The sequence below is a fragment of the Cytobacillus depressus genome (genome assembly GCF_008923245.1).
In the GTDB taxonomy this organism is placed as follows: Bacteria; Bacillota; Bacilli; order Bacillales; family Cytobacillaceae; genus Cytobacillus; species Cytobacillus depressus.
In genome coordinates, this window is sequence record NZ_WBOS01000014.1 from 14434 (window position 1) to 38137 (window position 23704).

Here is a 23704-nt window from a genome sequence, read left to right on the forward strand (position 1 = left end):
CTCTTCCAATTTTTTTGAATTAAATTGGATCCAATATCCACCAGAGGAGAAGATCAAATGACAGTAAAAAAATCATATTTATTTGTCCCTGCTACTTCTGAAAAAATGATGGGAAAAGCCATTGTGAGTGATGCCGATTGTGTCATTTTTGATTTAGAAGATGCGGTTGCTATTCACGAAAAAGATATGGCTAGGGAAAGAGCAAAAAATTTTCTTATTAATAATCCGCCTCAAAAAGACGTCTATATTCGGATAAATGATTTTACTACCCCATTATGGAGAAACGATATTGACGCAGCGATTGATTCTGGAGCTTTTGGGATTATCGTTCCTAAAGCAGAGAATGGCATTAATATGTACACCATATGTGAATATATAAAAAATCGGCTTGAATGTAGAGGGGAAGGCGAGCGTATTTTTGAGGTATTGCCCCTGATTGAGACGGCAAGAGGTGTGCATTTTGCCTATGAGATAGCAAATTCCCATCCTTTTATTGCCCGGCTAGTATTTGGTTCGATTGATTATTGCCTTGATTTAGATTGTGAATTAACTCCGGGAGGCGATGAGCTTATTTATGCGAGATCACAAATAGTGAATTCATCGATAGCTGCAGGAATCGAAAATCCGGTTGATGCCGTTTTTCCGGATTTGTCTAATGAAGATGACTTATATAATGAAGCTATTCGCGCTAAAAGATGCGGCTTTAAAGCAAAATTAGCGATACATCCGAAGCAGTTAAATACCATTCACCGTGTTTTTACTCCAACAGAAGATGAGATGGAAGAAGCAAGGGAAATTGTGAAGGCATTTGAAGAGGCTGAGTTGAGTGGGATTGCCTCCATTTCAGTTAGGAATAAACTAGTCGATTACCCTGTATATAAGAAAGCGAAAGGTCTATTGCAGTATTCAAGTAAATAAAGTGATAGGAGGGTATTATTTTGACAGTAACTAGACAATTAGTATCCCATATTAAACAAACAAACTATGACAATATTAAAGAGAATGCTGTTTATGAAACGAAGCGAAGCCTTTTAAATTGGCTTGGTGTAGCTATCGGGGCAGCCAACCATGAATCGATGGATAAGGTACTTTCTGTTTCAAGAATGCTGGGAAGCACACCGCAATCTACAATACTAGGAAGAAAAGAAAAAACGGATATGCTTTTTGCAGCACTGCTTAATGGCATGTCATCTCACATATTTGATTTCGACGATACTTTGCTCGAAACGGTTCTTCATCCTTCAGCCCCAGTTTTCCCAGCTGTATTGGCTTATGCAGAGCATCAAAAGAAAACAGGGAAGGAGGTTTTAGAGTCATTTATCGTAGGGAACGAGGTGCAGGCGCGATTAGCAAGGGCGGTATACCCGTCTCATTATTGGCGAGGCTGGCATATAACAGGAAGTGTTGGCGGAATTGGCGCCGCTGTCGCGATAAGTAAGTTGCTTGATCTTGATGAAGAAAAAACTGCTTATGCCATTGGCATAGCGGCTACTGATCCAACTGGATTGAGGGAAATGTTTGGGACGATGACAAAACCTTATCATCCGGGAAAAGCTGCCATGAATGGGATGCTTGCTGCATTAATCGCAGGGGAAGGTTTTACAAGCTCTACAAGAGCGTTGGAAGCTGAACGCGGGTTTGTACAGGTTTTATCTGAAGAGAATAAATTAGATCTGTTGACCGATCATTGGGGGCATGCATGGGAAATTGAGAAAAACTCCTATAAGCCATTTGCAAGTGGTATTGTCACACACCCAGCCATTGATGGAATCATTAAAATCCAAAATGAACATCACTTACAGGTGAATGAAGTTCAATCCATTCATATTACTGGTCATCCTCTTGTTAAAGAGTTAACAGGCAAAACCGAGATTTCAACAGGGCTTGAAGGAAAGTTTAGTGTATTCCATTGCGTTGCCGCAGGGTTCATAAATTTAAAGGCTGGAGTCCATGAGTTTTCGGATGAATTTGTCCATGACCAAAAAGTGAAAGATTTAAGATCCAAAATTACGCTAACAATCGATGAAAACATGAAGGAAGACCAGGCCGTAGTTCAAGTTACATTAAAAGATGGGCGCACATTCAGTCATTTTGTTGAGCATGCGATCGGCAGCATGGATGTGCCGATGACCGATCAGCAGCTAAAAGATAAATTTATCGACGTGACAGGCAATGTAATTAGTCTTGAAAGCAAACGAACGTTAATTGACTTAGTGTACCGCTTTGAAGAAATAGCCGATTTAGATGAATTTTTTGAAATATGCAGGCCAGCCGAAGCAGCCAGTCATATAAAGTAACAGGAAATAAGAGCCAAGCGCATACTCAAGGTTCTTTTTAGAAAGTAGGAGAGTTGAATGGGTTCTCCAAATGCACGGAAAAAAGTACACCTAGTAACAAATCCAAAGCCTTCAGGTGCCTTACCCAATGGGACTAGAAAAATAATTACCCTTATTTTAGGAGTTCTATTAATGGGGATAATTTATTTCATTCTCCCTGGAGAGTATAATGAATCAGCAAAAATCATGCTCGCTCTTTTGGTCATGAGTGTTTTTTACTGGACGTTTGAGCCGGTCCCGCTTGGTGTAACAGCTATCCTTTTGCTCATTTTAATGATTCTATTTAATGTTGTATCCAAGGAAGTGATTTTTAGCGGGTTTTCCTCTCCAGCATTATTTCTTATTATCGGCGGAATGATGCTGGCAAAGGGAGTAAATGACACTCCGCTTGCCAAAAGACTTGCCTATATCATATTAGCAAAATGGGGAGGAACCGCCAAAGGCTTACTTGGCAGTATTATTTTAATTCCGCAAATTCAAGCATTTTTTATCCCGGCGGCAGCTGTAAGAGCAACCCTTCTTATTCCGGTGGCACTCATGTCTCTCGATACAATTGGGGTAAAAGAAAACAGCAATCTTCGCAAAATGATTTTACTTGGAGTTGCATTTGCAGGGACAATTAGCGGGACGGTTGTAATGACAGCAGCAATCGGCAATATTTTAACGGTAGAATTGCTTAAGGAGTTTCTTGGAATCCAAATTACTTATATTCAATGGTTCACATACACTGTTCCAATATGGCTTCTTCTTATTCCAGTTGGATGGTTTATCTTATTGAAAAGTTTTCCATTGCCAAAAGAAAATAAAGAGTTTCCTCATGTGAAAGAGGAAATGAAAAGAAAACTAGATGCACTCGGTAAAGTAAATGCTCAAGAGAAAAAGTGCTTAAGTATCCTCATTTTAATTGTAGGGCTATGGTTTACAGAACCATTTCATGGATTACATCCAAGTATCCCTGCTCTTATAGGAGTTATTTTAATGGCCTTTCCAGGGATAGGCTGTGCGAAGTGGGAAAGCATGGTCAAAATTAATTTTGATACCATTCTATTAATGGGAGTCACACTGACATTAGGCTATGCATTCAATCAATCAGGGGCAGCGGAACTGGTAGGAGGTAGCTTAAGCGCGGGATGGTTAATCGACCTGCTGCGTTCCCCAATCATCGCCGTTATAACGATATTGATTATTACTCAAATATTGCATCTTGTTGTAGCAAATGTTTCAACAGCTGTTGTCACTTTGATTCCGATATTTATTGGGTTATCTGTTAAGGCGGGAGCGGACCCTGTGTTAATTTGTGTAACGGCCTCGCTAGCATGTCTGCATGGCTATATTCTTGTTGTAGAAGCGACACCAAATATCGTTGTCTATAGCACAGGGCAAATTCAACAAAAGGATTTTCTTCTGCCTGGTTTATGGATGACTCTCGCAATGATCGCAGTTACTGTATTAACAGCTGCAACTTGGTGGAATTGGATTGGTCTACTTTAATCCTTACATGTAATTGTTAGGCGGCATACTTTTTTTAATATAAAAGTATGCCTGCTACAACAATTTCAGATTGAAATTTCCGAATAGTATAGACGATTAGCATTGGATCATCCTGTATCCTAAAATTAAAAATGTCAGGAAAGGTAGCGCATTGAATGGCAGATTTACGAATTGAAAACAAAGATACACTACATTTAAAAGTATGCAACATATTACGAGAAGCAATCATCAGGGGGGATTTTAAACCTGGAGAAAGATTAAAGCAATCCGAACTTGCCGACAAAATGGGTGTCAGCCGAATGCCAATAAGGGAAGCTTTTCGGAAATTAGAATCTGAAGGGCTGATCATCCTCGAGCCCCATAAAGGAGCAGTTGTAAAGTCAATTAAGCTTGAAGATATTGAAGAAATTTATGCACTAAGGGCTGAACTGGAAAAAATGGCTGTCTATCAAAGTGTTGAATGGCTAACAAGTGAAGATTTAGAGGAATTATCTACTTTAGTCGATAAGATGGAATCAACTGATGATGTAGATGAATTTATTCAATATAATATTGATTTTCACAAATTGATTGTCAAACGGTGTAAATGGCAAAGGCTTAACTCCTTTATTGGTACGTTATGGAGCGGATTTCCGCAGCAGACCCCTCATTTAATCAAGGGGCAAACGGAAACATCAAATGTGGAGCATAGAGAGATATTAGAAGCTGTTCTAAGGAAAGACAAGGAAATAGCATCAACGCTAGTTTATGAGCATATTTTCCGAACAGGAGAAAAATTAATTAAAAGCTTAAAAGAAGACGGGAAATAAATGGTCCCTCTTTTATATAGCGTAAAAATTGGATCCAATATCCTAAATGGGAGGTATAAATCACATGGGAAGAATGTTAGAAGATGCAAGTAAGACAATATTAAAGAAAAACGGAATTCCTGTTCCTGCACACTCGGTTATTTCATCAAGTGCGGAAATTACAGAGGAGCATCTGTCCACATCAAAGGTTTTAAAAGCGCTTGTCCCAGTTGGAAAAAGAGGAAAGGCTGGGGCCATTAAATTTGCCGATACCGTTGAAGAGGCAAAGGCAAAAGCAGACGAAATTTTTCAAATGACTGTTCGAAATTACCCTGTTGAAAAATTGCTCGTAGAAGAAAAGATCGATATTGATGAAGAATGGTATGTTTCCATTGCGATAGATCCGCAAAAGCAAAAGCCAGTTATTATTGCAACAACAGAGGGCGGGGTTGAAGTAGAAGATTTAGTCAAGGATTCGCCTGATAAAGTGGTTGTTTATCATGTCGAACCATTTGCCACCCTATATCCTTATGAAGCGAAGGAAATCTGGAGCAGACTTGGAGTTACTGGAAAGCCACTTATAAAAGCGACCGCCATTCTATGCAAACTCTATGATGTTTTTTCGAAATACGATTGTTATATTCTTGAGATTAATCCTCTTGTTCTTACGAAGGATGAAAATGTCATTGCGGCTGCTTCAGTCATGGGAGTTGATGATGCATCACTTTACAGACAGCCAGAGCTTGAAGGACTTGTGGAATCAGGCAGTGAACGATCATGGCGGCCATTAACAGAGCTTGAAAAAGAAATGGTTAAAGTGAATGATGCTGACTACCGGGGCACTGCCCGCTACACCGAAATGGAGGGCGGCGACATCGGATTTATGTGCGGCGGTGGCGGAGGAAGCCTGCTAAGTTTTGATGCCTTAGTAAATTTAGGGGCAAAGCCAGCCAATTATACAGAAACGGGCGGAAATCCGTCAGAGGATAAAGTAACAGGATTAACGAAAGGGATTCTTACCAAGGAAGGGGTAAAAGGCTTATTTGTCGCTCATAACATTACGAATAATACACAGATTGATGTCATGGCAAGAGGAATTGTCAAAGCAATTCAGGAATTAGCGATCGATCCAGCTACATTTCCTATTGTTGTACGTGAAGCGGGTGTAAACGATGAGGAGGGAAAGAGAATCTTCATTGAAGCAGGAATTACTTATTTTGGAGAGGACCGAACGATAGAAGAAGCAGCAGCAGAAATGGTTAAGAAAATGAAGGGGGTATCGTAATGGCAATTCTAATTGATAAAAATACTCGAATGGTTGTACAAGGAATCACTGGCAGAGAAGCATCCATGATTGTCAGTCACACTCTTTCATACGGAACAAAAATTTACGCCGGAGTCACACCAGGTAAAGGTGGTCAATTTGTTCAAGGAGTTCCTGTCTACGATACATTCGCTGAGGCAGTAAGAAATCATCAAGTAAATGCAAGTCTTATTGTTGTTCCGCCGGCATTTACACTTGATGCAGTCCTTGAAGCCATTGCTAATGGGATTAAACTGATTGTCGTCACAACTGAAAATATCCCGCAGCATGATGTGGTCAAATTGTTATACATGGCGAAAAAAGAAAAAGTAACAATTATCGGACCAAATACAGTTGGACTTATTAATCCAAAGGACCGTATTAAAATGGGCTCCATCGGCGGAGACAGACCTGAACGCTGTTTCGTTCCTGGAAATGTAGGTGTCATTTCTAGAAGCGGCGGGATGACAGCAGAAACTTCATGGATGGTGAAGCGGGCTGGTTTTGGGGTTTCAACAAGCGTCGGAATTGGCGGAGATAGTTTAATAGGAACGACGATTAAAGACCTGCTTGCACTATTTGAACAAGATGATGAAACAGAAGCGGTTGTTACCTATTCAGAGCCGGGAACGTCATTTGAAGAGGACGCGGCACAGTTTTTAAAAGAAGGCGGTTTTACAAAACCTCTCATTTCGTTCATTTCTGGAAAGTTTACTGAATCAATGCCAGAAGGGACTGTTTTTGGGCATGCAGGAGCAATGATTTCCGGCAATGTCGGCCGTCCTTCATTAAAAGTAAAAGCACTTAGAGAAGCGGGAACACATGTGGTGGAGCGTTTTGATGATATGATTCACGTTTTACAATCAGTATTAGATGTTAAAGTGGGGGAAGCGAAATGACACTAACTAAATTGTTAGCTGAGTATACTTTAAACCTTAAATACGAAGACTTGCCTGCAGAGGTTGTTGAGTTTACAAAACTTTGTATTCTTGATTGGTATGGCTCTGCTTTAGCTGGCAAGGATGAAAAACCGATCCAATCTTTCAAAGAATTAGTAGAGGAATGGGGCGGCCATGAACAATCGAGTCTAGTTACAGGCGGGAAATCCTCTATTGGCAACGCGTGTTTAGTAAATGCTGCTGCCAGTCATATCGTTGAGCTGGATGATATTCATAAAGCTTCTATTATCCATGCTGGAACCGTTGTTATTCCCGCAGCAGTAGCTGTAGCGGAAGCACATAAAAAAAGCGGCAAAGATTTAATTACCGCCATTGTCGCTGGCTATGAAGTCTGCTACAGAATTGGTGAAGCTGTTTCCCCATCACACTATTTTTATTGGCATAATACTGCCACATGCGGCACTTTCGGATCAGCAGCAGCTGTGGCAAAATTATTGAATTTAACTGTCGACCAAACCGTATACGCTTTAGGGAACGCTGGCTCCCAAGCGGCAGGTTTATGGGAATTCATTGAAGACGGTGCAAATACGAAACAGCTTCATACAGCAAAAGCTGCCTATAACGGGGCACTTGCAGCATTACTTGCTAAAAAGGATTTCACAGCAGCCAGCAAAATTTTAGAAGGCAGAAGAGGCTTTTTCAATGCTATGTCAGATGAGTTTAATATAGAGAAAGTAACAAAAAACCTTGGCCAGGAATTTAAAATTATCGAAAATAGCTTTAAAATCCATGCTTCCTGCCGTCATACCCATCCAGCAATGGATTGTATTTTAGACATTATGCAAGAACATTCCCTTCATCATGAACAACTTCAAAATATAACGATTAAAACCTATCAAACTGTTCTAAACATTACAGACAATCCCAACCCAGAAACGATTTATGCTTCAAAATTCAGCAGTCAATTTTGTGCAGCCTTAATTGCAGTGAACGGTTCTGCATCCTTAAAGAACTTTAGCAAGGATACTTTACATGCAAATGTAATAAGAGAATTAATGAGTAAAATCGACGTTCAAGTCGATCCTTACTATGAAAATGCCTATCCTGAAAAATGGGGTGCAAAAGTAGAAGTCACCTTAAATGATGGAAGGACCTTCATTCAATCTACCGATTATCCAAAAGGTGATCCAGAAAAGGTCGCGAGTAAGGAAGAGCTCATTCAGAAATTTACAGCCATGACTTCAGGAAAAACAGATCGACCAGAAGCGCTCGTCCATGCAATTTTACGATTAGAAGAAGTAGATATAAATGAATGGATGTCGGCGGAAAAGAGGGAAGAGCCGTGCAAACAAACACAGTAGGCCCACTGATTCAATCACGTCCTTCTAACAAAAGAGGAAAATTTGTCTTATCGAGGCTGCATTCACTAGCGGGGTTAATCCCGCTAGGCCTTTTTCTCATTCAGCACCTTATGGGGAATGCGTTAGCCATTCAAGGCAGTGAAAGATTTAATGAGCATGTTCAGTTCATGACGAGTTTGCCATTTTTGCTAGTTTTAGAGATTGTTTTTATCGCATTGCCTTTGCTATTCCATGCGGTATACGGCATCTACTTATCATTTATCTCAAAACCGAATGCCCATGTGTATAAATATGGACGCAATATTAGCTTCTTGCTGCAAAGAATAACAGGGGTTATCACGTTTATATTTGTCATTTATCATGTGTGGGCCTTAAGAATTGGTCCGGCTTTAAAAGGAACTGAAGTAAATTTTCAGCTTGTAAGTGAGCATTTATCAAATCCGTTCATCTTCGTATTCTATTTAGCGGGTGTATTAAGTACGGTTTATCATTTTTCAAATGGGATCTCAACTGCATTTATTACTTGGGGAATCACAATCGGACCTGCATCACAGAAGACTGTTCGGCGGATTTGTTCAGGGGTGTTTGTTATTTTAGCAGTTATGAGCGTATGGAGCTTACTTTCATTTGTTAGTTAATGTCAACTGAAATGTAACAACAGGAGCGTGGATAAAATGAATAATCAAGAAATCATTGTAATTGGCGGCGGGCTTGCGGGCTTAATGGCCACTATAAAAATTGCTGAAGCAAAAAAGAAGGTAAAACTGTTTTCATTAGTTCCTGTTCGCCGCTCTCATTCAGTATGTGCGCAAGGCGGGATCAACGGCGCTGTTAATACAAAAGGTGAAGGGGACTCTGTATGGGAGCATTTTGACGACACAATTTACGGAGGAGATTTTTTAGCGAACCAGCCACCTGTAAAAGCGATGTGTGAAGCAGCCCCAGACATCATTTATTTGCTTGCAAGAATGGGCGTTCAATTTAATCGAACAGAAGAAGGGCATATCGATTTCCGAAGACTCGGCGGAGCCAAATATTCAAGGACAGCATTTGCAGGCTCCACAACCGGGCAGCAAATTCTGTATGCACTTGATGAACAAGTTCGAAAATATGAGACTGAAGGCCTTGTAGAAAAGTTCGAGCATTGGGAACTGGTTTCTCTTATTAAAGATGATGAAGGAAGATGCCGCGGAATTACGGCCCAGAATTTAAAAACAATGGAAATCCAAGCGTTCAAATCAGATGCAGTTATACTCGCATCAGGCGGAATCGGAAATATCTTCCGTAAGAGCACGAATTCCATCATTAATACGGGGAGCGCGCATAGCATCGCTTATCAGCAAGGTGCCAGGTATGCAAATGGTGAGTTTATTCAAATCCATCCAACAGCCATACCAGGAGACGATAAACTTCGCTTAATGTCAGAATCAGCAAGGGGAGAGGGCGGAAGGGTTTGGGTTTACCGTGATGGAAAACCGTGGTACTTCCTCGAAGAAAAATACCCTGCTTACGGAAATCTTGTGCCAAGAGATATTGCGACGAGAGAGATTTTCCACGTTTGTGTTGATTTGAAGCTAGGGATTAACGGCGAAAACATGGTTTACTTAGATCTCTCTCATCTTCCGAGTGAACTTTTGCAGCGTAAGCTAGGTGGAATCCTCGATATTTATGAAAAGTTTGTTGGGGATGATCCGAGAAAGCTGCCGATGAAAATTTTCCCGGCCATGCATTATTCGATGGGCGGACTGTGGGTAGATTACGATCAAATGACGAATATCCCTGGCCTTTTTGCTTGCGGAGAGTGCGATTATCAATTTCACGGTGCCAATCGCCTTGGAGCCAATTCGCTAGTATCTGCTATTTATGGCGGAATGGTTGCTGGTCCAAATGCCGTACGTTATATAAATGGCCTTGAATCAACTTGTGAGGATCTGCCTCAATCCTTGTATGATTTAGAAAAACAAAAGCAAGAAGCGGAAGTCGAGAAAATTTATAAAATGAACGGCTCCGAAAATCCGTATCAATTGCATGTTGAAATGAGCGATTGGATGGTCGACAACGTAACCGTCGTTAGATACAATGACCGTCTGCAAAAAACAGATGAAAAATTGCAGGAATTACAGGAACGGATGAAAAATATCGGCATTGATGATACGTCGAAATGGCAAAACAGAACGGTCCCATTTGTACGGCAATTAAAGAATATGCTTGAGCTTGCTAGAGTCATAACATTAGGTGCACTGCAACGAAACGAAAGCAGAGGAGCTCACTACAAGCCAGATTTCCCGGAGCGGGATGACGAAAATTGGCTAAAAACGACCATTGCTACATACACACCATTCGGTCCAAGTCTATCCTATGAACCCGTTGACCTAAAATATATCGCTCCAAGACAAAGGCGATATGACATCGTCACATCAAGCAATGAAGAAACAGAAAATAAAATAGAAGAACCTTCAAAAGTATAAGAGGGAAGGTGAAAAAAGTGGCAGACACAAAAGAAATTCGATTAAAAATTAAGCGAACAGATCATACCGGCGGCGAATCCTATTGGGAAGAATTTAATATCCCTTTCAGAAAAAATATGAATGTTATTTCCGCCCTAATGGAGATTCAACGAAATCCAATTAATATAAATGGTGAAAAAGTAAGGTCAGTAGCTTGGGAGTATAACTGCCTCGAAGAAGTATGCGGGGCTTGCAGTATGAGAATTAACGGAAAAGTAAGGCAGGCATGCTCAACACTCGTAGATCGGTTAGAACAGCCGATTCAATTAGAGCCAATGGAAACATTTCCTGTTGAAAAAGATTTAGTCGTCAATCGTGACCGCATGTTTGCCGCCTTAAAGAAAATAAAAGGCTGGATTCCGATTGACGGAACATATGCGATGGGAGCCGGTCCGCTCATTTCATCTGATGATCAGCAGGAAGCCTATAAATATTCTACATGCATGACTTGCGGTTGCTGCTTGGAGGCATGCCCAAACGTAAACAGCGGATCACCGTTTATCGGACCGCAAGCACTAGGACAAACAAAATATTTTAATATGCATCCAACCGGTTCCCAGCAAAAGAGCAGCAGGCTAGAGGTCATCATTGGGGAAGAAGGAATCGCAAACTGCGGAAACTCTCAAAACTGTGTTCAAGTTTGTCCGAAAGAAATCCCGTTAACAACGGCAATAGCTGAATTGAATAAGGACGCAAACCGCTATGCCATGTGGAGCTGGCTAAAGAAATGAAGATAAAACAAACTTTTCAATATGATGTACTCGTCATCGGGGGCGGTCAGGCGGCATTGGCCGCTGCGATATCTGCAAAAGAGGAAGGCGTCTCTGTTGCGCTTGTTACGAAGGGAAAAGCAGGGTTAGGAGGATCTTCCGTTATTTCAGACGGGGTCCATTCAGCTATTTTCTCACCCGGCGATTCACCAGATGCATTTTATAAAGATATTATCAATGGGGGCAGGCAATTATCAGATCGCAAGTTAGCTAGAATTTTAGCAGAAGAGTGTACGGATAGGGTAAATGAGCTTGAGAATAAATTTGGCATTGAACTTGAGCTGGAAAGAAAAATAAGCACACCGGGCCATACTTTTCCCAGAAGGGTATATGCCGGAAACGGACTAGGCAGAAATACAACAAAAGCTATGCGCAAATTTGCAAGTGAAATAGGAATATACTTTCATGAACAGTCAGCCATTGTTGACTTAATAAAAGATCAAGATTCGGTTATTGGGGCTATTATTCAAAGAGAAAATGAGTTTTATGCCTATAATGCTCCAGCAGTCATTTTAGCATCTGGGGGATTTGGAGGATTATATGCTTCATCTGATAATCCAAGAGATGTTTCCGGTGAGGGGATCGGAATGGCGTGGCGGCATGGAGCTTGTCTTGTCGATATGGAATTTGTCCAATTTTACCCTTATCGGCTCAAATATCCGGCAAATGTTGATATTATGACAAGGATTTTTGGCAAGGGTGCTTTTTTAGTAAATGAAAAGAACGAACGGTTTATGGAGAAGTATCCAAAAAAAGAGCTCGAAACAAGAGATGTCCTTAGCTATGCCCTGTTCAAAGAAAATAAAGTGCTATTGAATTTTGCCAATGTCGAGGAAGGAAATATCCAAAGGGATAGTCCTCATTTATACCGGCTATTTAAAAAAGGATATGAAGGGGAATGGATCATGAGTCCAGTCCAGCATTATTCTATGGGCGGTATCCAGACGGATGAATGGGGCCGGACGAATTTGCCCGGATTGTATGCATGCGGCGAATGTACGGGGGGCTTGCACGGTTCCAACCGTCTTGGGGGAGGGTCTCTAACAGAGGCACTAGTATTTGGACATCGGACAGGAAAAATGGCTGCAAGAGAAAAAAGGCTCGAGTATATAAAAGCTACTGATAGTTATTTTGACAAAGAAAGTTATCTAAACAGCCATACACAATTGGAAGAACAAGAGATCATACAAAAAATAAAGGAAATTATGTGGACGAAGGTTGGAATAGAAAGAACAGGCCAGTCATTGCGGGAAGCAGCGGATGAACTGGGCTGGATTGCTTCGCAATTAGAAGAAAATAAAAGCATCATAAACGTGCAGCTTCAAGATAAGGTCCGTGCGGCATGGGCTTCAGCTCTTGCTGGTGCAACGCGAAAAGAAAGCCGAGGCGCGCATAAAATTCAAGATATTAGAGGTGAGCAGACAGAGTGGGAGAGAAAAATTATCATTCAAAAACATGATATTCAATTTTCTCAAACATTCTTTAATACTATCGCAGATTAACAAAGTTCGTCATTCCTCATGGATGGGAGACTTGCTTAATAAAGGGGAAGATATTGTGAGAACCGTTACTTATGAAGAGATTGTTAATCAAGTGGCGAAACTGTGTCAGGAAGCTAACTTTGAGCTAGGGCAAGATGTGGTTGATGCTTTTCGAACAGCCTTAAAAAAGGAAACGTCTGAAACTGGTAAGGACATACTTGAGCAGTTAATTTTAAATGCCGATATTGCCAAAAGCGAAAGAGTACCTATGTGTCAAGACACTGGCGTTTCAGTGTTTATCGTGGAAGTCGGGCAGGATTGTCATATTACGGGCGGTAGTATTTATGATGCTATTAATGAAGGCGTCAGAAAAGGGTATGAGGAAGGTTATTTAAGACACTCGATTGTCGATCACCCTATCACCCGCGAAAAAAGCAAAGGCTATAACACACCTTCTATCATCCATATTGAACTGGTACCCGGAGAGGAAATTGTGATTCACATGTCCGCAAAAGGTGGAGGCAGTGAAAACATGAGTACGTTAAAAATGCTAAAACCCTCAGATGGATTAGAAGGCATTAAAGCTTATATTCTCGACACAGTTGCAAAAGCTGGTCCAAACGCGTGTCCTCCGTTAGTCGTTGGTGTTGGAATCGGAGGAAACTTTGAACGATGTGCTTATTTAGCCAAGAAATCATTATTCAGACCTATCGGGCATCGAAGTGATCGGCCGGAAATTGCCCAATTAGAAAAAGAGCTAATGGAGAAAATTAATGAATTAGGAATTGGCCCACAAGGAATGGGCGGCAATACAACGGCTCTTGATGTCAAAATTGAAATTGAACCATGCCATATCGCAGCATTGCCTGTAGCAGTCAATTTAAATTGCCATGCAAGCAGACATAAAGAAATCCGATTGTAGGAGGGATGAATTTGTCAGCTCTTCATTTAACTTGTCCAATGGACGAAAATATTTTAACCAAATTAAAAGCCGGAGACCGGGTACTCATAAGCGGAACCATTTATACAGCAAGAGATGCTGCCCATAAAAGAATGTCAGAATCCCTGCAAAGGGGAGAAGAGCTTCCATTTGATATTTCCGGGCAGACCATTTATTATGTAGGCCCCACGCCCGCAAAGCCCGGACAGGTCATCGGTTCAGCAGGGCCAACGACGAGCGGGAGAATGGACAAATATACTCCATCTCTATTGGACCGAGGGCTGAAAGGGATGATCGGAAAAGGATATAGGAGTCAGGAAGTAATCGATTCTATGGTGAAAAATAAAGCGGTTTATTTCTCAGCTATTGGTGGTTCTGGGGCATTAATTGCACGTACCATTCAATCGATGGAAGTCATTGCTTATGAAGATCTAGGACCTGAGGCGATTTATAAATTAGAAGTTAAGGATTTTCCAGCAGTTGTGATAATTGATTGCAACGGCAATGACTGGTACGAAATTGGCAAGCAGCAGTTTAATAGAAAGGCTAACTTGTAAGTCTATCACCTAAACCTTCAAAAATTTAATATTTGAAGGTTTTATTTTTCGAAAATAAAAATCAAAAGGAGGGTTTGAATGATTGAAAGCATGGATCATATTGTCCTTACTGTGCGGAGTATTGAAAAAACAAGTAAGTTTTATTCACAAGTCATGGGGATGCAGGTTGTTAATTTTGGAGAAGGAAGAACGGCGTTAACTTTTGGAAAGCAAAAGATTAATCTTCATGAATTGGGAAAAGAGTTTGAACCAAAAGCAATGAACCCTTTACCAGGATCAGAAGATTTATGCTTCATTACTAATTGGAATCTAAACAAAGTAATTGAACATTTAAGGCGATACGAAATCCCAATTGAAGAGGGCACAGTCAGTCGGACTGGTGCTCTTGGTCCAATTACTTCAATTTATATTAGAGACCCTGATAAGAATCTTATCGAGATTTCGAATTATTAACCTCCAATGTACAAAGACCCAAGTGTGGAATTGTCATTTCATACAATCTTCTTAAATTATTTAAGCGAATTTAGCATTCCTACACTTCAATGTGATTTGTCTAAAGCTGGTGTATTTCTTAACATTTGCTATAATTAATTATAATAATATATGGAAAATTCAAATAACCATAAGGTGTAGACTTTTAGCTAAATTCGAAAAAATATTAAAGGAAAGAAGGTTTGAGAATGAAATACTTTGCTGCTTTTTTACCTATGCTAAACGAAGAGAGGAGCCAATTATATCGCCCTCAGCACCTTGAGTTTTTAGATAAAATGAGTGCCGATGGGAAAGTTTTTGCAAGAGGGAGATTTGCCGATGGTGCAGGCGGGCTAGTTATTTATGTGGCGGAAACATTGGAGGATGCAAAAGCAATGGCGAAGAAAGATCCTTACATAGTACATAACGCCAGAGGTTTGGAGATCCATCAGTGGGAGATGATTAGTGACGCATTTATACCAAAAATAAGCTGAATAATATTTAACGTGTAACGCAACTGTTCAAGGTCAACTCACAATCAAAATGTGGGTTGGCCTTTTTTTTGTGAAACTTTACTGATCTCTTCCCATGATAAGGTATTAAAAATAAATGAAATAAATTGCAATATTTATGTACGCTGAACTCCAAACCCATTATTAGGGTTAATCAAATTTATGCATTTATATTGACATGTAATTTGTTCTTATTTAATATTATGATAAATTGACGGAATTTTTAAAAACATAATATAAGCAATAGTGACTAAATTGAATTACTTGAATGTAGCAATTGTCCAAGAAGCTATCGTGCAATTAGTTTTGTACATGTTTTTGAGCTAAATATCTATTCTTGATCATAATGGGAGTGATGAACATGGAACTTAAGGCCCGAAGAAGTGAATTGATTGAAGTGGCAAAAGGTGAGCGGCCCGCTGATTTATATATTAAAGGTGGGACAGTGATTAATGTTTATTCACAAGAGTTTCTGGAACAAAATGTGGCTATATATAAAGATTGTATTGCCTACGTTGGGAACATCGAGGCATCTATTGGAGAAAACACAAAGGTAATTGATGCAAAAGGGATGTATATTTCTCCAGGGTTTATCGAATCTCATGCTCACCCTTGGGTTATATACAATCCGGTAAGTATAACTAGAAAAGTATTGCCATTTGGCACAACAACATCAATAAATGATAATTTGTTCTTTCATTTAAACATGGGTGCCAATCGATTTAAGGAACTAATAATGGATTTAAAAAGCTTACCTGGGAACTTTTTGTGGCTTGTTAGACTTGTTTCACAAGCAGATTTCCCTGGTGAAAGGGAATGGTATAACCAAAAGGAGATACAGGAGCTTCTTAATTTAGATGAAGTAGTTGGTACAGCTGAGGTCACTCGTTGGCCACTAATTTACAAGGCTGATCCTCAATTATTGGAAACTATGGATTATGCTAAGAAAATCGGGAAAATATCAGATGGACATACTTCAGGATGTTCCTATGAAAGATTAAACGCTATCGTTGCCTCTGGTGTGAATGCTTGCCATGAGGCAATCACGGCAAAAGAAGCATTAGATAGGCTTAGATTGGGTTTATGGACAACCCTACGTAACAGTTCCCTACGCCCTGATTTGCCGGAAATTGTCAAACTTATTACAGAAGGAAGCGTCAATACAAGCCGTATTATAATGACGACAGATGGACCGCACCCCGCTTTTATTGAAAAGGAGGGGTATGCTGACGGGCTTGTTAGACAAGCAGTGGAACTTGGAGTCCCGGTTTTGAATGCCATTCAGATGGTAACGATTAATCCGGCAACTTATCTTCGCCTAGATGACTATGTTGGCGGCATTGCACCAGGTAGAAAAGCAGATATTCTCCTACTTCCTGATCTTGTTCAATTTCGTCCGGAATTAGTGATTGCAGGAGGAGAGGTAGTAGCCGAAAATGGAAAACTATTGACTTCGTTACCTGAAATCAATTGGAAAAAATATATTCATAGAAAACCATTTACGATTCCTAAGTCTGTCTTGAAAAAGCCTGAATTATATCAATATCCTCATACGTCATCAAATAATCCTGTCCCGGTTATTCATTTTCGCAGTAATGTAATTACTCAAAGAAAGGACACTGTACTTCCTTCTAAAAATGGATTTGCGGACCTTTCAGGGCATGATAGTTTATTACAAGCAGTTTTGATTGAAAGAAATGGGGAGTGGATAGCAAAAGGAATAATAGAGAGGTTTGCTACAAATTTAGATGGAATGGCCTCCACTTATAATACAACAACTGAACTGCTTGTTATTGGAAGAAGGTCAGAATCTATGGCAAAAGCTGCATCAAGAGTCCATGAAATAGGAGGAGGAATTGTCATTGTGGATGGTGAAGAAATAGTCCTTGAAATTCCTTTACCATTTACAGGCATGATGACTGCGAGTAATTCTTTTGATGAAGCACTAGAATTTCATAATCAATTATTATCGGTATTACAGGAACGTGGATTTCCATTTCACGATATTCTTTATACATTACTGTTTTTAACATGTGACAATTTGCCTGGTCTTCGACTTGTTCCTTACGGGCTTTACGATGTTAAGGAAGATGAATTTTTGCAGTCTTCAACACCCTTAAAAAGCTTAACTTTTAGTTAAGAAAATATGCAATTGATAAAATCTTTTTTAAATATTTGTCTAGTAATGCGGACTATCAGGAAGGAAAAGCCAATTATTCTATCATTGAATAATTGGCTTTTTAGCGCTATAAGCTGTGGATATGACTAATTATTGATTTATGAAAACTATTAAGTCTTAAACTCGGTTGCTTCAATTTGCGGAAAAGTAAACACTGAATTCCTTATATTAAAGGTACAAATGAAAAAAAATATGCATTAGTATTAGTTTAATATTCTTAATATTCAAACTGATATTCAAAATAATTGGAGGGTTTACATATGACAATGAAAAGAATAGGTGTGGTTGGATCAGGGACTATGGGGGGAGCAATTGCCCACCAAGCAGCCATTTCTGGATTTGAAGTTATTCTACAAGATATTGAACAACGTTATCTAGATAATGCTTTAGCACGTATGGAGAAGTTTATGGATAGAGCCATTGCAAAAGGAAGAATGAAATCAGAAGAAAAATCTGAAGTTTTAGCGAGAATTCATTTAACAACAAATTTAGCGGATTTAAGCGAATGTAATGTTGTCATTGAAGCAATAATTGAAGATCTGGAAGCCAAAAAAGAAGTCTTTCACCAATTGGATGAAATTTTGAGTCCAGAAGCGATCGTTGCTTCAAATACATCCTCCATGTCAATTACTGTTCTTGCGGAATCTACGAAACGGCCTGAGCAAGTGGCAGGGATGCACTTTTTTAACCCTCCACAAGTTATGAAACTAGTAGAAGTCATTCGAGGTTATAAAACTAGTGATGAAACGATAGAAATTCTTAAAAAATTATCGATTGATATGAAAAAAGAACCAATTGAAGTTAAAAAAGACACCCCCGGATTCATTGTTAATCGTATTATGATTCCTCAGTTTATCGAAGCGATTCGCTTAGTGGAAGAAGGAGTTGCAACACCTGAAGATATTGATAAGGCAGTTACATTGGGTCTCAATTATCCAATGGGGCCGTTTACACTTCAAGATTATGCAGGGGTGGATATTGGATTGCATGTCATGGATTACTTTTATGAAGAATTTAAGGATCAGCGATTTGCTGCCCCTCTTGCGTTAAGAAACCTTGTCCGAGCTGGTCGGGTTGGTAAGAAGTCGGGAGCCGGCTGGTACGATTATGACCAATAAAGTAAAAATGTCATTCGTGTTTTTTACTGACTATTAATTTAAGAAATACAAAAGGAGCTGGAAAAATGGAAACTTTAGAATTTACTCTTGATGAAAATCGCATAGGGACGATTTTTTTAAACCGTCCTCCATTTAACCCTTTAAATACACAGTTATTCCAAGAACTTTCAACACTTTTAGATAAGCTGGAGGCTGATCCATTAGTCCAAGCCATTATTATTACAGGAAAGGGAGATCGCGCGTTTGCCGCTGGTGCTGACATCACTGAAATGATGAATTTGAATGGTGCCGAAATGCTGGAAATGTCTAGAGTATCAAGAATTGCGTTCGATAAGGTCGAAGCAATGAGCAAACCTGTTATTGCTGCGGTTAACGGATTAGCACTTGGTGGTGGGTGTGAACTGGCATTGGCTTGCGATTTCCGAATTTGTTCCTCTAATACGAAGTTTGGCTTACCTGAAATCAACTTAGGCATTATTCCGGGCGGAGGTGGTACCCAACGGTTGCCGCGAATAGTTGGCCTTGCAAAAGCAAAAGAATTACTCTTCTTCGGTGAAATGATTACTGCAGATAAAGCAGCTGAAATCGGGCTGGTAAACAAAGTAGTTGAACTAGATGAACTTCTTAATGAAACGAAATTATGGGCAGAGAAATTAGCTGAAAAACCACGAGTTGCGATGAAAATGTTAAAAACAGCTGTGAATCGTGGAGTAGGAGTTGATTTAAACACAGCACTTGATCTAGAAACAGCATGTTTTGGAAATGCGTTTGCTAGTGAGGACCGAAAAGAAGGTATGAAATCATTTGTTGAAAAAAGAATGCCACAATTCGTAGGAAGATAAGGAGTGGTTGAAGTGAATAATAAAGATCTTTTCGTTATTGACGGCGCACGGACAGCATTTACAGAGTTTGGGGGTTCATTTCGTGATGTTTCAGCCATTGATCTTGCCGCTGCAACAACGAGGGAAGCAATGAAAAGAGCCTTCATAGAACCAGAAGAAGTAGATCAAGTAGTAATAGGGAATGTTATCCAGTCAAGTGCTGATGCTATTTATATGGCTAGGCATGTTGGCTTAAAAGCTGGAATCCCTGAACATGTTCCAGGGTTAACCGTGAATCGGCTTTGTGGTTCAGGATTACAGGCTATTATTAATGCTTCACAATCAATTGCACTTGGGGAATCAAATGTTGCCATAGCTGGTGGAGCTGAAAATATGAGCCAAGTTCCTCATGTCATTCGTGGTGCACGTTGGGGGCTATCGCTAGGCAAAGCGCCGATGGAGGATTATTTATGGGAAGCGTTATACGATCCTTACGGAAAATGCTCAATGGCTATTACAGCTGAAAATCTTGCGGAAAAATATGAAATTACTAGAGATGATATCGATCAATTTGCCTCCAGGAGCCACCAAAAAGCATTAACTGCAATCGAAAATGGCTATTTTGCAGATGAGATTGTTCCATATATTATACAAGGACGTAAAGGTGATAAGGTGATCGACCGGGATGAACACCCACGTGATACACCAACTGACATTTTAAATAAACTTCCAGCTCGTTTCAAGGAAAATGGGGTAGTAACCGCTGGAAATGCAAGTGGGATTAATGACGGTGCAGCAACACTTGTTGTCACTTCAAGTGAATATGCTGAAAAACGGAATTTAAAACCATTAGCAAGACTTGTATCATGGGGAATTGTTGGCGTTGAACCTAAATATATGGGAATCGGCCCAGCACCTGCTATTAGACAGGCACTAGAGCGTGCTGACATGAAAATTGATCAACTAGATTTAATTGAAATAAACGAAGCCTTCGCTGCCCAATATTTAGCCTGTCAAAAAGAACTCGGATTTAATCCTGAAATAGGTAATGTGAATGGTGGAGCAGTCGCATTAGGTCATCCGCTAGGAGCAAGTGGAGCAAGAATAAGCCTAAGTTTACTATATGAACTTAAACGTAGAAATAAGAGATTTGGAGCTTCTGCACTATGTATAGGCGGGGGCCAGGGGATCGCAGCAATTTGGGAAGTTTTATAAAAAGGCTCAGTTAACATTCATTGTTGATATTAGCCTTATGTGTATGTCGTGAACGGGTTTTACTCGGTACGAGTGACGTAGTAAACACATACACATAAGGCGGTCCAAAGATCAACAACAAGATTTAACACAGCCTATAAAATAATATAGGAGGGTTATTTGGATGAAACAAGAGATTAGTAATCTAAGTGTTTCCCAATTGCTTCAACAAGTTTATAAAAAAGATCCTGAACATGAAGTAGCCTTTGACGGCTATGGGAGAATCTCGTATGAGGAATTATGGCGTCAATCCATAACCCTTGCAAAATCCCTTCAAGAACTTGGCATCAAAAAGGGAGACAAAGTTGCTGTATGTTTACCGAATTGGAATGAATTTATTGTCATATATATGGCTGTTTCCCATGTTGGTGCAATTCTTGTTCCTTTTAATACAAGATATCGCCAAGATGAGGTTGAGTACATCTTGAGAAATTCCGAAGCAAAGTTAGCCTTTTTTACGAAGGAGTTTAGCGGGGTAAGGCATTACGATCAATTCGCTTCGGCAATAAAAGTTGTAAATAGTTTAAAAACGTTAATCTCTGTACGATGTCAAATTGATGGGATACTGAGCTATGAGGCTTTGCTTGAAAATAATGAAAGCGCTTCATTTGAACCTATCGATATCGATTCGGAAAATGACACATTTTCGATTCTTTACACATCTGGGTCGACAGGTGCTCCAAAAGGAGCGATGTTAACTCATTCAAACGTAGTGAATACTGCAATTATTTCTGCTAACCAAATGAAGTGCACAGAAAAAGACGTGTTTTTTGTTGCTGTGCCAGTGTTCCACGTATTCGGACTTGTACCGAGTATTCTCAGTACAGTTGCAGTTGGTGCCAGGATGGTATTAATGGATCAATATAAAGCAAAAGCTGCTCTAGAACTGATGGAATTAGAGAAGGTAACTGTCAAACACGGAGTACCAACAATGTTTATTCTCGAATTAAATCACGAGGAATTTGCGAGTTATGATTTATCTTCTTTAAGAACAGGAATTATTGCTGCCGCTCCATGTCCGATAGAAATTGTTAAGAGAATCCGTAACGATATGGGTTGCGAGATTATGGTTGCTTATGGGTTAAGTGAAACCTCCCCTACTCTAACGATGACGAGCTTTGATGATGAAGATATTGTACGCGCCGAAACGGTTGGTAAAGCCCTTCCTGGTGCTGAAGTAAAAATTGTCAACGATAGCAGGCAAGAAGTTAGAACAGGAGAAGTTGGTGAGATTGTCTGTAGAAGCTTCGGTGTAATGAAGGGATATTATCAAATGCCAGAAAAGACAGCTGAAGCGATTGATGAAAACGGATGGTTTTACACAGGTGATCTCGGAATATTAGATGAAAATGGGAATCTTAGAATTGTAGGCCGTAAAAAAGAAATGATTATTCGTGGAGGCTATAACATCTATCCGCGAGAAATAGAAGAAATTCTTTATTTACATTGTGATGTGTTAGAGGTTGCAATTGTAGGCTTGCCAGATACTGTGTTAGGGGAAATTTCTTGTGCCTGTGTAAAACTGAAATCCCATGCTACAGCTGATGAACAATCACTTATTGATTTTGTTAGACAGAGAGTAGCTAATTATAAAGTCCCTGATAAATTAATTATTATGAAAGGCTTTCCGATGACCGCCAGTGGAAAAATCAAAAAAGTCTCACTTCAAGAACAATTAATGGAAAGTATAGGAGTTGAGTTGCGATGAAAACCAGATACCATTGGATGTGGTCATTTTTTATTATCATTTCTAGTCTTATTTTAGTAGCAGGATGTGCGAATTCGAGTCAAACAAGTACATCAGGTGAGGAGTCTTCTGATTCGGCTAACGTTAATACTGGTCAGTCTGAAGATACGATTAAAATTGGCGTCATTGTAGCGGACACTGGTCCAGCCTCTTCACTTGGAAAGCCTGAAGCTGACGTTGCTCGCCTTCTAAAAAAGCAACTTGCAGATAAAGAGTTTAATGGAAAAAAAGTTGAACTCATCATTGAGGATTATGCGACGGATGATACAAAAGCTGTCGTTATTATGAAAAAGCTGATCTCGGAACATATGGTTTCGGCAGTTGTTGGCGGAACACAAACAAGTACAAGTGTTGCTTTAGGTGGGGTTGCGTTAGAAAATGAAATCCCTCTTGTTGCCTTAGGGGTACTTAATGATGATCAATTTAATGATTTTATGGTTCAGGCACCTCAGGCAAACGCAACCGTTTTACAAAAAGCGGTCGATTATTTAAATAACAATGGAATTAAGAGTGTAGCTTGGGTGAATGCAAGAGATGGGTTTGGACAGACCGGTTTACCAGTATTCGAAAAAATGGCAAAGGAAAATAATATTGATATTATCGCTGTTGAAGACTTTGATGCAGAGGCAAATGATATGACTGTCCAATTGACAAAAATTAAACCCAAAAAACCAGAGGCAGTGATTATTTGGTCAAGACCTCCTGGAGCTGGAATCATTGCGAAAAACTTTAAACAGCTTGGTTTTGATATTCCGATGATCCAAAGTCATGCAGTTAGTAATAAAGGGTTTTTAGAACAAGTCGGTGCAGACGGTGAAGGCGTATTAGTCATTGGAAGCAAGCTAAACGTATTACATTCAATAGAAGATTCTGAGCAAAAACAAATTTTAGAAGATTTTTCACAACCTTTTATTAAGGAATATGGTTATGATCCTGGTCCGTTTGGCGGATATGCGTATGATGGGATTCAAATGGTGCTTCAAGCGATTTCAGAAGGGAAGGAAACGCCTCAAGATATTAAAGAATACCTCGAAACCATTTCTTATAAAGGAGTTACCGGAACATATAATATGAAGCCAGATAATCGAAACTCTGTTGCAGGTGATGGAATGGCGATGTTAAGAGTGGGTAATGACGGCTGGGAGATCGCTGAGTAGAACATACAGAGA

21 protein-coding genes are annotated in these 23704 nt (G+C 39.8%); all 21 read left to right on the plus strand.

Annotation, left to right across the window (positions count from 1 at the left end; all coding sequences use genetic code 11):
* Window positions 1-57: 57 nt before the first annotated feature.
* A complete protein-coding gene (locus tag F7731_RS19825; RefSeq protein WP_151536530.1) occupies window positions 58-918 on the plus strand; it encodes an HpcH/HpaI aldolase/citrate lyase family protein in 861 nt (286 codons plus the stop codon).
* 20 nt (window positions 919-938) lie between these two features.
* The gene (locus F7731_RS19830; RefSeq protein WP_170289754.1) at window positions 939-2297 is read left to right on the plus strand and encodes an MmgE/PrpD family protein; all 1359 of its coding nucleotides are present in this window, start codon (window positions 939-941) and stop codon (window positions 2295-2297) included.
* Between the two features lie 57 nt (window positions 2298-2354).
* A complete protein-coding gene (locus F7731_RS19835; protein ID WP_151536532.1) occupies window positions 2355-3827 on the plus strand; it encodes a DASS family sodium-coupled anion symporter in 1473 nt (490 codons plus the stop codon).
* 155 nt (window positions 3828-3982) lie between these two features.
* Entirely contained in the window at window positions 3983-4636 is a 654-nt protein-coding gene (locus F7731_RS19840; protein ID WP_151536533.1) for a GntR family transcriptional regulator, read from the plus strand.
* Between the two features lie 64 nt (window positions 4637-4700).
* Complete coding sequence (locus F7731_RS19845) at window positions 4701-5900, plus strand: ATP-grasp domain-containing protein (RefSeq protein WP_151536534.1); 1200 nt, start codon at window positions 4701-4703, stop codon at window positions 5898-5900.
* Window positions 5900-6817, plus strand: coding sequence for a succinate--CoA ligase subunit alpha (locus tag F7731_RS19850; RefSeq protein ID WP_151536535.1), 918 nt, complete (start codon window positions 5900-5902; stop codon window positions 6815-6817). Before F7731_RS19845 ends, F7731_RS19850 begins: the two co-directional genes overlap by 1 nt.
* A complete protein-coding gene (locus F7731_RS19855) occupies window positions 6814-8178 on the plus strand; it encodes an MmgE/PrpD family protein (protein ID WP_151536536.1) in 1365 nt (454 codons plus the stop codon). The genes F7731_RS19850 and F7731_RS19855 overlap by 4 nt, the downstream gene beginning before the upstream one ends.
* Complete coding sequence (locus F7731_RS19860; protein ID WP_246197338.1) at window positions 8160-8816, plus strand: succinate dehydrogenase cytochrome b558 subunit; 657 nt, start codon at window positions 8160-8162, stop codon at window positions 8814-8816. Before F7731_RS19855 ends, F7731_RS19860 begins: the two co-directional genes overlap by 19 nt.
* Before the next feature lie 36 nt (window positions 8817-8852).
* Window positions 8853-10646 carry a succinate dehydrogenase flavoprotein subunit gene (gene sdhA, locus F7731_RS19865; protein WP_151536538.1) on the plus strand — a complete coding sequence of 598 codons (1794 nt, stop codon included), beginning with the start codon at window positions 8853-8855 and terminating at the stop codon, window positions 10644-10646.
* 17 nt (window positions 10647-10663) lie between these two features.
* A complete protein-coding gene (sdhB, locus tag F7731_RS19870) occupies window positions 10664-11416 on the plus strand; it encodes a succinate dehydrogenase iron-sulfur subunit (RefSeq protein ID WP_151536539.1) in 753 nt (250 codons plus the stop codon).
* Entirely contained in the window at window positions 11413-12957 is a 1545-nt protein-coding gene (locus tag F7731_RS19875) for an FAD-dependent oxidoreductase (protein ID WP_151536540.1), read from the plus strand. Before sdhB ends, F7731_RS19875 begins: the two co-directional genes overlap by 4 nt.
* 55 nt (window positions 12958-13012) lie before the next feature.
* Entirely contained in the window at window positions 13013-13858 is an 846-nt protein-coding gene (locus F7731_RS19880; protein WP_151536541.1) for a fumarate hydratase, read from the plus strand.
* A gap of 11 nt (window positions 13859-13869) precedes the next feature.
* A complete protein-coding gene (locus tag F7731_RS19885) occupies window positions 13870-14433 on the plus strand; it encodes a Fe-S-containing hydro-lyase (RefSeq protein ID WP_281352572.1) in 564 nt (187 codons plus the stop codon).
* A gap of 78 nt (window positions 14434-14511) precedes the next feature.
* Complete coding sequence (locus F7731_RS19890; RefSeq protein WP_151536543.1) at window positions 14512-14886, plus strand: VOC family protein; 375 nt, start codon at window positions 14512-14514, stop codon at window positions 14884-14886.
* A 227-nt stretch (window positions 14887-15113) separates the two neighbouring features.
* Window positions 15114-15398, plus strand: a complete 285-nt coding sequence (locus tag F7731_RS19895; RefSeq protein WP_151536544.1) for a YciI family protein — start codon at window positions 15114-15116, stop codon at window positions 15396-15398.
* 379 nt (window positions 15399-15777) lie between these two features.
* Window positions 15778-17556, plus strand: a complete 1779-nt coding sequence (locus F7731_RS19900; RefSeq protein WP_151536545.1) for an adenine deaminase C-terminal domain-containing protein — start codon at window positions 15778-15780, stop codon at window positions 17554-17556.
* A gap of 299 nt (window positions 17557-17855) precedes the next feature.
* Window positions 17856-18713 (plus strand): 3-hydroxyacyl-CoA dehydrogenase family protein, encoded by an 858-nt coding sequence (locus F7731_RS19905; RefSeq protein ID WP_151536546.1) that lies wholly within the window; start codon window positions 17856-17858, stop codon window positions 18711-18713.
* A gap of 65 nt (window positions 18714-18778) precedes the next feature.
* Window positions 18779-19555 (plus strand): enoyl-CoA hydratase/isomerase family protein, encoded by a 777-nt coding sequence (locus F7731_RS19910; RefSeq protein ID WP_151536547.1) that lies wholly within the window; start codon window positions 18779-18781, stop codon window positions 19553-19555.
* Between the two features lie 12 nt (window positions 19556-19567).
* Window positions 19568-20749, plus strand: coding sequence for an acetyl-CoA C-acetyltransferase (locus F7731_RS19915; protein WP_151536548.1), 1182 nt, complete (start codon window positions 19568-19570; stop codon window positions 20747-20749).
* 163 nt (window positions 20750-20912) lie between these two features.
* The gene (locus F7731_RS19920) at window positions 20913-22496 is read left to right on the plus strand and encodes a class I adenylate-forming enzyme family protein (protein WP_151536549.1); all 1584 of its coding nucleotides are present in this window, start codon (window positions 20913-20915) and stop codon (window positions 22494-22496) included.
* Window positions 22493-23692, plus strand: coding sequence for an ABC transporter substrate-binding protein (locus F7731_RS19925; RefSeq protein ID WP_151536550.1), 1200 nt, complete (start codon window positions 22493-22495; stop codon window positions 23690-23692). Before F7731_RS19920 ends, F7731_RS19925 begins: the two co-directional genes overlap by 4 nt.
* Window positions 23693-23704 lie beyond the last annotated feature (12 nt).

What these genes read in the sequence shown, in the direction of transcription:
- F7731_RS19825 (WP_151536530.1), top strand. Translation starts at nt 58, where the DNA reads ATGACAGTAAAAAAATCATATTTATTTGTCCCTGCTACTTCTGAAAAA.
- F7731_RS19835 (WP_151536532.1), top strand. Translation starts at nt 2,355, where the DNA reads ATGGGTTCTCCAAATGCACGGAAAAAAGTACACCTAGTAACAAATCCA.
- F7731_RS19840 (WP_151536533.1), top strand. Translation starts at nt 3,983, where the DNA reads ATGGCAGATTTACGAATTGAAAACAAAGATACACTACATTTAAAAGTA.
- F7731_RS19845 (WP_151536534.1), top strand. Translation starts at nt 4,701, where the DNA reads ATGGGAAGAATGTTAGAAGATGCAAGTAAGACAATATTAAAGAAAAAC.
- F7731_RS19850 (WP_151536535.1), top strand. Translation starts at nt 5,900, where the DNA reads ATGGCAATTCTAATTGATAAAAATACTCGAATGGTTGTACAAGGAATC.
- F7731_RS19855 (WP_151536536.1), top strand. Translation starts at nt 6,814, where the DNA reads ATGACACTAACTAAATTGTTAGCTGAGTATACTTTAAACCTTAAATAC.
- sdhA (WP_151536538.1), top strand. Translation starts at nt 8,853, where the DNA reads ATGAATAATCAAGAAATCATTGTAATTGGCGGCGGGCTTGCGGGCTTA.
- F7731_RS19875 (WP_151536540.1), top strand. Translation starts at nt 11,413, where the DNA reads ATGAAGATAAAACAAACTTTTCAATATGATGTACTCGTCATCGGGGGC.
- F7731_RS19890 (WP_151536543.1), top strand. Translation starts at nt 14,512, where the DNA reads ATGATTGAAAGCATGGATCATATTGTCCTTACTGTGCGGAGTATTGAA.
- F7731_RS19895 (WP_151536544.1), top strand. Translation starts at nt 15,114, where the DNA reads ATGAAATACTTTGCTGCTTTTTTACCTATGCTAAACGAAGAGAGGAGC.
- F7731_RS19900 (WP_151536545.1), top strand. Translation starts at nt 15,778, where the DNA reads ATGGAACTTAAGGCCCGAAGAAGTGAATTGATTGAAGTGGCAAAAGGT.
- F7731_RS19905 (WP_151536546.1), top strand. Translation starts at nt 17,856, where the DNA reads ATGACAATGAAAAGAATAGGTGTGGTTGGATCAGGGACTATGGGGGGA.
- F7731_RS19910 (WP_151536547.1), top strand. Translation starts at nt 18,779, where the DNA reads ATGGAAACTTTAGAATTTACTCTTGATGAAAATCGCATAGGGACGATT.
- F7731_RS19920 (WP_151536549.1), top strand. Translation starts at nt 20,913, where the DNA reads ATGAAACAAGAGATTAGTAATCTAAGTGTTTCCCAATTGCTTCAACAA.
- F7731_RS19925 (WP_151536550.1), top strand. Translation starts at nt 22,493, where the DNA reads ATGAAAACCAGATACCATTGGATGTGGTCATTTTTTATTATCATTTCT.